This window comes from Teichococcus aerofrigidensis (assembly GCF_054073225.1).
Map to the genome: position 1 here is coordinate 1 of NZ_JBSXMU010000134.1, position 7697 is coordinate 7697.

Annotated in this window: 10 protein-coding genes, 1 tRNA gene and 1 pseudogene; all 12 read right to left on the reverse strand. The window is 73.2% G+C overall.

Annotated elements, in window-relative coordinates; genetic code table 11:
* A pseudogene (locus ACVMLK_RS18255) lies at window positions 1–320 on the reverse strand (ribonuclease E/G); the annotation flags it as partial.
* A complete protein-coding gene (locus ACVMLK_RS18260) occupies window positions 305–955 on the reverse strand; it encodes a Maf family protein (protein ID WP_198366041.1) in 651 nt (216 codons plus the stop codon). The pseudogene ACVMLK_RS18255 and the gene ACVMLK_RS18260, both read right to left, overlap by 16 nt.
* Window positions 955–1173, reverse strand: coding sequence for a translation initiation factor IF-1 (infA, locus tag ACVMLK_RS18265; protein WP_007003972.1), 219 nt, complete (start codon window positions 1171–1173; stop codon window positions 955–957). Before infA ends, ACVMLK_RS18260 begins: the two co-directional genes overlap by 1 nt.
* Before the next feature lie 195 nt (window positions 1174–1368).
* Entirely contained in the window at window positions 1369–2679 is a 1311-nt protein-coding gene (hisD, locus tag ACVMLK_RS18270; protein ID WP_422921659.1) for a histidinol dehydrogenase, read from the reverse strand.
* A complete protein-coding gene (hisG, locus tag ACVMLK_RS18275; protein ID WP_457487207.1) occupies window positions 2676–3380 on the reverse strand; it encodes an ATP phosphoribosyltransferase in 705 nt (234 codons plus the stop codon). The genes hisD and hisG overlap by 4 nt, the downstream gene beginning before the upstream one ends.
* A 36-nt stretch (window positions 3381–3416) precedes the next feature.
* A complete protein-coding gene (murA, locus tag ACVMLK_RS18280) occupies window positions 3417–4679 on the reverse strand; it encodes a UDP-N-acetylglucosamine 1-carboxyvinyltransferase (RefSeq protein WP_457487208.1) in 1263 nt (420 codons plus the stop codon).
* Between the two features lie 30 nt (window positions 4680–4709).
* The gene (gene dcd / locus ACVMLK_RS18285; RefSeq protein ID WP_198366045.1) at window positions 4710–5264 is read right to left on the reverse strand and encodes a dCTP deaminase; all 555 of its coding nucleotides are present in this window, start codon (window positions 5262–5264) and stop codon (window positions 4710–4712) included.
* A gap of 113 nt (window positions 5265–5377) precedes the next feature.
* Entirely contained in the window at window positions 5378–5551 is a 174-nt protein-coding gene (locus ACVMLK_RS18290; protein ID WP_457487209.1) for a hypothetical protein, read from the reverse strand.
* A gap of 37 nt (window positions 5552–5588) precedes the next feature.
* A tRNA-Thr gene (locus tag ACVMLK_RS18295) sits at window positions 5589–5663 on the reverse strand.
* 103 nt (window positions 5664–5766) lie between these two features.
* A complete protein-coding gene (locus ACVMLK_RS18300) occupies window positions 5767–6804 on the reverse strand; it encodes an amino acid ABC transporter substrate-binding protein (RefSeq protein ID WP_198366047.1) in 1038 nt (345 codons plus the stop codon).
* Window positions 6805–6923: 119 nt separating this feature from the next.
* Window positions 6924–7127: a hypothetical protein gene (locus ACVMLK_RS18305; protein ID WP_198366048.1), complete on the reverse strand. Its 204-nt coding sequence runs from the start codon at window positions 7125–7127 to the stop codon at window positions 6924–6926.
* A gap of 32 nt (window positions 7128–7159) precedes the next feature.
* On the reverse strand, window positions 7160–7555 hold the full coding sequence (locus tag ACVMLK_RS18310; protein ID WP_198366049.1) for a phage tail fiber protein: 396 nt from the start codon (window positions 7553–7555) through the stop codon (window positions 7160–7162).
* Window positions 7556–7697 lie beyond the last annotated feature (142 nt).

A 7697-nucleotide genomic window follows, 5' to 3' on the forward strand; every position in this document is an offset into this window, starting at 1 on the left:
CCGTCCCCCGGCCGCAGCGCCAGGCGCGGCCCCTTGCCGCCCTGCGCCGCGCGGGTGACGGCGACGCGCAGCCACTCGCCCTCGCCGCGGCCCTTGGCGCCCGCGGAATCGGGCAGGAAGCCGGTCTCGCCCCCGGCCATGGCCAGGAAGGCCCCGGCCATGGCCGGGGCGCGGGCGGCGAGGCGGGCGATGTGCAGATCGCCGATGCCCTCCGGCCGGGCCGGACGCTCGATGAAGGCGGCCTCCAGCCGGCCATCGGCCAGGAGGGCGGTCCGCTGCTCGCCGGGCGAGGCGGAAACCAGGATCAGGGGCGCAGCCACCCGATGCCCCGCAGCAACTGCGCGGTCTCGTGCAGCGGCAGGCCGACGACGTTGGAATGGCTGCCCGACAGGAAGCGGACGAAGGCCTCCGCCGATTCCTGGATGGTGTAGCCGCCCGCCTTGCCGCGCCATTCCCCGCCGGCGAGATAGGCCTCGACCTGCTGCGGCGTCAGGCGCTGGAAGGTGACCGTGGTCTCCACCAGCCGGGTCAGCACGCGGCCCTCCGGCAGGGCGAGGGCGACGCCGGTGTGCACGCGGTGGCGGCGGCCGGAGAGCAGGGCCAGGCAGTCCCGCGCCTCGGCCTCGGTCTCGGCCTTGGGCAGGATGCGGCGGCCGACCCCCACCACCGTATCGGCGGCGAGCACGAGATGCCCGGGCCAGCGGGCGCGCGCGGCCTCGGCCTTCTGGCGCGAGAGGCGGCCGGCGAGCTGGCGTGGCAGTTCGTCCCGCGCCGGCGTCTCGTCGATCCCGGGTGCCCAGATCGCCGCCGGGGTGATGCCGATCCGCGCCAGCAGGTCGCGGCGGCGCGGGCTGGCGCTGGCCAGCAGCAGCGGCGGGCGGGCGGGCCCGGAAGGGGGAGGGGGCAGGGCGCCCTCGCGGGTCGCTTCCAGGGCCGGCGGGCCCGCCACGGACATTACTTGAACCGGAAGGTGATACGGCCCTTGGTCAGGTCGTAGGGCGTCATCTCCACGTTCACGCGGTCCCCGGCCAGGACGCGGATGCGGTTCTTGCGCATCTTGCCGCTGGTATGGGCCAGGACCATGTGCTCGTTGTCGAGCTTCACGCGGAACATCGCGTTGGGAAGGAGCTCGACGACCTGGCCGCTGAACTCGATCATATCTTCTTTTGACATCAGGCCTCTTTCGGCATGGTTTCGGCTTGGGGGCGCGCGGGAATGCGCCAGCGGCGCGGACCATGATGGCCCCTGCCCTGGCGGTCAAGAATGGCCGGGGCGGCGCGAGGCCGCGCCCGCCCTCCGGTCGGAGGCAGAAATGGCGTCAGGCGGCCGATTCTTCAACCATCGGAGCGCGCGGCTCACCCGGGCCCGTCACGTGGGCTCGCCGCCGCGCTGGCCCAGCCGGAGGGCCAGGCTGCGGGCATGGGCGGTCAGGCCCTCCGCCTCGGCCAGGGCGATGGCGGCGGGGCCGACCGCCTCCAGGCCCCGCGCCTCGGCGCTGATCCAGGTGGTGCGCTTGAGGAAGTCGAAGACCGACAGGCCGGAGGCGAAGCGCGCCGTGCGGCCGGTCGGCAGCACATGGTTCGGCCCGGCGACGTAGTCGCCCAGCGCCTCCGGGCAATGCGGGCCCAGGAAGGCGGCGCCGGCATGGCGGATGCGGGCGAAGAGCGCCTCGGGCTCGGCCACCATCACCTCGAGGTGCTCGGGCGCCAGCCGGTCCACCAGCGCCGCGCCCTCCTCCCAGTCGCGCACCACCAGGATGGCGCCGTGGCGGCGCCAGCTCTCGGCAGCGATGGCGGCGCGCGGCAGGCTGGCCAGTTGCTCCCGCACCGCCTGCTCGACGGCATGCGCCATCTGCCCGCTGGTGGTGATCAGGATGGCCTGGGCGCTTTCGTCGTGCTCGGCCTGGGCCAGCAGGTCGATGGCGATCAGCGCCGGGTCCTGCGAGGCATCGGCCAGCACCACCACCTCGGACGGGCCGGCGATCGAATCGATGCCGACCCGGCCGAAGACCTGCCGCTTGGCCTCGGCCACATAGGCATTGCCCGGCCCGGCGACGCGGTCCACCGGCGCGATGCTCTCGGTGCCCCAGGCCAGGGCGGCGATGGCCTGGGCGCCGCCGACGCGCCAGATCTCGGTGACGCCGGCCCGTTGCGCGGCGGCCAGCACCAGCGGGTTCAGCGCCCCGTCCGGCGTCGGCACGCAGATGGCGACGCGCGGCACCCCGGCGACGCGCGCCGGGATGGCGTTCATCAGCACCGAGGAGGGATAGGCCGCCTTGCCGCCCGGCACGTAGAGACCGACGGCATCGACCGCGCTCCAGCGCAGGCCGAGGGTCAGGCCCAGCGGATCGTCCATCTCGAGGTCGCGCGGCAGCTGCGCCTGGTGGAAGCGCTCGATGCGGGTGGCGGCGAGGTCCAGCGCGTCCAGCAGCTCGGGCGCGCAGGCGGCGGCGGCGGCCGCGATCTCGGCCTCGCCGACGCGCAGCGCCGCGGCGTCGCGCGGGGTCCAGCGGTCGAAGCGGGCGGTCAGGTCGAGCAGGGCGGCGTCGCCGCGCGCGCGGATCTCGCCGATGATGCTGGCGACGGCGGCGTCGACCCGGGCGGTGGTGTCGCGCGCCTGGTCGAGCAGGGCGCGAAAGCCGGCCTCGAAGCCGGGCTCGGCGGTGGAGAGGCGGATCATGCGGCGACCTCGGCCAGGGCGGCGCGGAAGCGGGCGAGCCAGACGCCGATCGCCTCGGGCTGGGTCTTCAGCGCGGTGCGGTTGACGATCAGGCGGGAGGTGACCTGGGCGATGACGTCGGTCTCCACCAGTCCGTTGGCCTTCAGCGTCGAGCCGGTCTGCACCAGGTCGACGATGGCGCGGGAGAGGCCGAGCGAGGGGGCCAGCTCCATGGCGCCGTTCAGGTGCACCACCTCGGCCTGGATGCCGTGCGCGGCGAAGTGGCGGCGGGCGATGTTGGGGTACTTGGTGGCGACGGCGAGGCGGGATTCGCGGGTCAGGCCGCCGGCGCCCGCCATCTCCTCCGGCTCGGCCACGCTGACGCGGCAGCGGCCGATGCCGAGATCGAGCGGCGCGTAGATCTCCGGATAGTCATGCTCCATCAGCACGTCCGCCCCGCAGATGCCGATCTGGGCGGCGCCGAAGGCGACGAAGGTGGCGACGTCGAAGGAGCGGACGCGCACCACGTCGAGCGCCGGGTCGTTGGTCTCGAAGCGCAGGCGGCGGCTGGACTCGTGGTGGAAATCCTCGGCCGGCACGATGCCGGCGCGGACCAGCAGCGGCCCGACCTCCTTCAGGATGCGCCCCTTGGGCAGGGCCAGCACCAGCGGCTGGGCGGCATTCCCGGCGGCCGGGGTGAGGGGCGAGATCGGCAGGTCCATGACGGGTTGTATCACCGCTTCCGAGACGGAGCCATGTCAGCCGGGCAGACGTTCTATGTCCGCGCCGACCCCGGCGAGCTTGCGCTCGATCCGCTCATAGCCGCGGTCGAGGTGGTAGACGCGGTTGACCACCGTGTCGCCCTGCGCCGCCAGCCCGGCGATGATCAGCGAGACGGAGGCGCGCAGGTCGGTCGCCATCACCGGCGCCCCGGTCAGGCGGGAGACGCCGCGCACGATGGCCGAGGAGCCGTGCGCGTTGATCCGCGCGCCCATCCGCGTCAGCTCCGGCACATGCATGAAGCGGTTCTCGAAGATCGTCTCGGTGATCATCGAGGCCCCCTCGGCCACCGCCATCAGCGCCATGAACTGGGCCTGCATGTCGGTGGCGAAACCGGGGAAGGGCTCGGTCACGGCATCGACGCCGCGCAGCCCGTCCACCCGCTGCACGCGGAGCCCGGCCTCCTCCTGGATCAGCTCCACCCCGGCCTCGCGCAGATTGGCCGAGACGGCGCCGAAGATCTCGAGTCGCACCCCCTCCAGCAGCACCTCGCCCCCGGTGATGGCGGCGGCGCAGGCGAAGGTGCCGGCCTCGATGCGGTCGGGCAGGATCGGATGGGTGGCGCCGCCGAGGCTCTCCACCCCCTCGATCACCAGCCGGTCGGTGCCGATGCCGTCGATCCGCGCGCCCATGGCGGTCAGGCAGCGGGCGAGGTCGCAGATCTCGGGCTCGCGCGCCGCGTTGACCAGCGTGGTGGTGCCGCGCGCCAGCGTCGCGGCCATCAGCAGGTTCTCGGTCGCGCCGACCGAGACCTGCGGGAAGAGGATGCGGGCGCCGCGCAGCCCCCCCTCGGGCGCGCGGGCGTCGATATAGCCGCCCTCGAGGTCGATGCTGGCGCCCATGGCCTCCAGCCCCTTGAGGTGCAGGTCCACCGGCCGGGTGCCGATCGAGCAGCCGCCGGGCAGCGACACCCGCGCCTGGCCGTAGCGGGCGAGCAGCGGGCCGAGCACCAGGATCGAGGCGCGCATCTTGCGGACCAGGTCGTAGGGCGCCTCGAACTGCGTGGCGGCGCCCTCCAGCAGCAGGCGGCGGCCGGCGGTGTCGTGCTCGACGCGCGGCCCGTGCTGGGAGAGCAGCTGGCGCATGGTGGTGACATCGGCCAGCGCCGGGGCGTTGGTCAGCACCAGCGGCTGATCGGTCAGCAGCGCCGCCGCCATCAGCGGCAGGGCGGCGTTCTTGGCGCCGCCGATGGCGAGGCTGCCCCTGAGGGTGCGGCCGCCGCGGATGCGGATGCGGTCCATGCGCCTTACTCCCTTACTTCCTTGCGCCGCTCAGAGGCGCGGCAGCGCAACGCCGCGCTGGCCCATGTACTTGCCGCGGCGGTCGGCATAGGACACCTCCGGCGCCCCGGCCCCCTGCAGGAAGAGGAACTGGCAGATTCCCTCATTGGCGTAGATGCGGGCCGGCAGCGGGGTGGTGTTGGAGATCTCGATCGTCACCTGCCCCTCCCATTCGGGCTCCAGCGGCGTGACGTTCACGATCAGGCCGCAGCGGGCATAGGTGGACTTGCCGAGGCAGATCACCAGCACGTCGCGCGGGATGCGGAAATACTCGACCGTATGCGCCAGCGCGAAGGAGTTGGGCGGGATGATGCAGGTCGGGCCGCGGCGGGTGACGAAGCTGTCCTCGGCGAACTTCTTCGGGTCCACCAGGGCGTTGTCGACGTTGGTGAAGACCTTGAACTCGTCGGCCAGACGCGCGTCGTAGCCATAGGAGGAGAGGCCGAAGGAGATCACGCCCTCGCGCCGCTGGTTCTCGACGAAGGGCTCGATCATGCCGTGCCCCGTCGCCATGCGGCGGATCCAGCTGTCGGGCATGATGGGCATGGCGGCGGCGTCCTGGCACAAGGGCGGGCGGCAACGGGGGCGGGCGGCAAAGGCGGGCCGGGATAGCGCAGCGGGCTGGCCTCGGCAACCGAGGGCCGGCGAGGGCGGCCGCGTCAGTCCCGCGGCTTGGGCGGTGCCGGCTCGGCGGGGGGCGGGGGGTCGGCGCGGCCGCGGCTCTGCGCCTTGCGGCGGCGGAGGTTCTCGCGCAGCGCGGCGGCCAGGCGGGGCGCGCGCTCGGCCCCGGCCGGCTCGGCGGGAGAAGGCGGCTTGCCGGGGGACTCGGTCATCGTCGGATGCGGGGAAAACGGCCGGGGAAGGGGCGGCTGGTGCTGCTGGACAGGATTGAACTGTCGACCTCTCCCTTACCAAGGGAGTGCTCTACCACTGAGCTACAGCAGCGGGCGCCGGGAAAGCGAGGCGGTTCCTAGGGGGATGCGCGGCCCCGCGCAAGCCCCTTTGTGCCGCGCGGCGGCGGAATCCCGCGCCGCGCGGCCGGCCCGTCTCAGCGCATCGGCCAGGCGTAGAGCAGGCCGCCCTCGGTCCAGAGGGCGTTCATGCCCCGCTCCAGCCCGAGCGGCGTCTTCGGGCCGATGTTGCGGTCATAGATCTCGCCGTAGTTGCCGACCTTGCGGATGGCGTCATAGGCCCAGTTCTGCGGCAGCTTCAGGTTCTGCCCGGTGTCGGGGGTGACGCCCAGCAGGCGGCGCACCTCGGGATTGCTGCTCTCGGCCCGCATCTTCTCCGCGTTGGTGCTGTTCACGCCCAGCTCCTCCGCCTGCACCACCGCCATGGTGACCCAGCGGATGACGTCGAACCATTCCGGGTCGTCGCGGCGGACCACGGGGCCATAGGGTTCCTTGGAGATCCGCTCGGGCAGGATGACGTAGTCGCCCGGGTTGGGGGCGGTGGAGCGGGCGGAGGCGAGCTGCGTCGCATCGGTGCCGATGGCGTCGCAGCGGCCGGAGAAGAAGGCCTGGGCCGCGACGTCGATGCGGTCGAACAGCACCGGCTGGATCTGCACCCCGGCGGTGCGCGCCCAGTCGGCCGTGACCACCTCGTTCGTGGTGCCCTGCAGCAGGCAGACGGTGGCGCCGCCGAGTTCCGCGATGCCGCCGAGGTTGGCCGCCTTCCTCACCATGAAGCCGTGGCCGTCATAGAGGTAGGGATGCACCATCCGCAGGCCGAGGGTGGTGTCGCGCGACAGGGTCAGGGTGGTCTGGCGGATCAGCACGTCCACCTCGCCGGCCTGGGCGGCGGTGAAGCGCTGCTGCGCCGTCAGCGGCAGGAAGCGCACCTTGGCCGGATCGCCGAACAGGGCGGTGGCGACGAAGCGGCAGAGATCGGCGTCGAGCCCGCGCCAGACGCCCTGGCTGTCGGGCTGCGAGAAGCCGGCGCTGCCGACGTTCACGCCGCAGTTCAGGGTGCCGCGCGCCTTGATGGCATCGAAGGTCGCGCCGGCGCGGGCGGCCCCGGGCAGGGCGGACAGGCCGAGCAGCGCCGCGGCGGCGAGCAGGCCAGCGCGGAGGGATCGCAGGGACATCGGAAGCCTCGTTGTTCTTGTCTGGGGACGATCCTTCCGGTCCGCGGGCGAGGCGTCAATCGGGTGCATCCTGAAAAGGCCGGCGCGGCAGGGCGCCGCCGCGCCGGAGTGCCTGCCGGCTAGCCGCCGGCGTCCGGCCCGGCCCGGCGCGCCGTCACCTCCCGGCGCAGCGCCTCGTAGAGACCCAGCGCCGCGACGGCGAAGTTCGGCAGCGCGCTCTGCAGCTCCGGCGAGAGGGTGATGCCGAAGCCCGAGGCCATGATGAGGAACAGGCCCCGCCAGGTGCTGGGCTGGGCGATCTGGTTGCGGATCCATGCGCTCATGGGGAAGGCGCTCCTGCTGGAAGGGCGGAGGGTCAGAGGCTGTCGATGGTCAGGGCGTTGGCGGCGACCGTGACGGTGCCGGGGCCGGTGATCGCGGCCGGCTGCGCCAGGCTGCCATAGGCGAGGGGGTTGCCGCCCGAGAGGGCGTCGTAGAGGCAGAGATGCGTCAGGTTGAGCGTCGTCGCCACGCCGTTCACGGTGAAGCTGGCATTGAAGACGAAGCGGATGACGTCGGCGTTGCGCTGCAGCCCGGTGCCGGTGAAGGTCACGCGCTGGCGGGCATAGCCGTTGCCCACGGGCTCGCCGCTCAGGCCGGCGGCGGTGGCGCCGGTGCCGAGTGCCAGATAGACCGTCGAGGGCAGGCTGGGCGAACGGGCGCAGAGCGCGCGCGCCAGCATGTTCCGGGCATAGTCGGTCAGGGTGGGCATGGGTCTCGGTCCTTGTCGGGAGAGGGGGGACGGGAGGCCGCGCTCAGGCCGCGGCGGTCAGGGCCTGGAGCGCGGCGTCGGGCAGGCGCACCGGCCGGTGCTCGATGGCCTCGATCTCGCCATTCGCCGCCCGGTCGAGGGC

Excerpts from the sequence above, each read along its gene's own strand:
- murA (WP_457487208.1), bottom strand. The coding sequence starts at position 4,679 with ATGGACCGCATCCGCATCCGCGGCGGCCGCACCCTCAGGGGCAGCCTC.
- hisG (WP_457487207.1), bottom strand. The coding sequence starts at position 3,380 with ATGGACCTGCCGATCTCGCCCCTCACCCCGGCCGCCGGGAATGCCGCC.
- dcd (WP_198366045.1), bottom strand. The coding sequence starts at position 5,264 with ATGCCCATCATGCCCGACAGCTGGATCCGCCGCATGGCGACGGGGCAC.
- ACVMLK_RS18300 (WP_198366047.1), bottom strand. The coding sequence starts at position 6,804 with ATGTCCCTGCGATCCCTCCGCGCTGGCCTGCTCGCCGCCGCGGCGCTG.
- ACVMLK_RS18305 (WP_198366048.1), bottom strand. The coding sequence starts at position 7,127 with ATGAGCGCATGGATCCGCAACCAGATCGCCCAGCCCAGCACCTGGCGG.
- infA (WP_007003972.1), bottom strand. The coding sequence starts at position 1,173 with ATGTCAAAAGAAGATATGATCGAGTTCAGCGGCCAGGTCGTCGAGCTC.
- ACVMLK_RS18260 (WP_198366041.1), bottom strand. The coding sequence starts at position 955 with ATGTCCGTGGCGGGCCCGCCGGCCCTGGAAGCGACCCGCGAGGGCGCC.
- ACVMLK_RS18290 (WP_457487209.1), bottom strand. The coding sequence starts at position 5,551 with ATGACCGAGTCCCCCGGCAAGCCGCCTTCTCCCGCCGAGCCGGCCGGG.
- hisD (WP_422921659.1), bottom strand. The coding sequence starts at position 2,679 with ATGATCCGCCTCTCCACCGCCGAGCCCGGCTTCGAGGCCGGCTTTCGC.
- ACVMLK_RS18310 (WP_198366049.1), bottom strand. The coding sequence starts at position 7,555 with ATGCCCACCCTGACCGACTATGCCCGGAACATGCTGGCGCGCGCGCTC.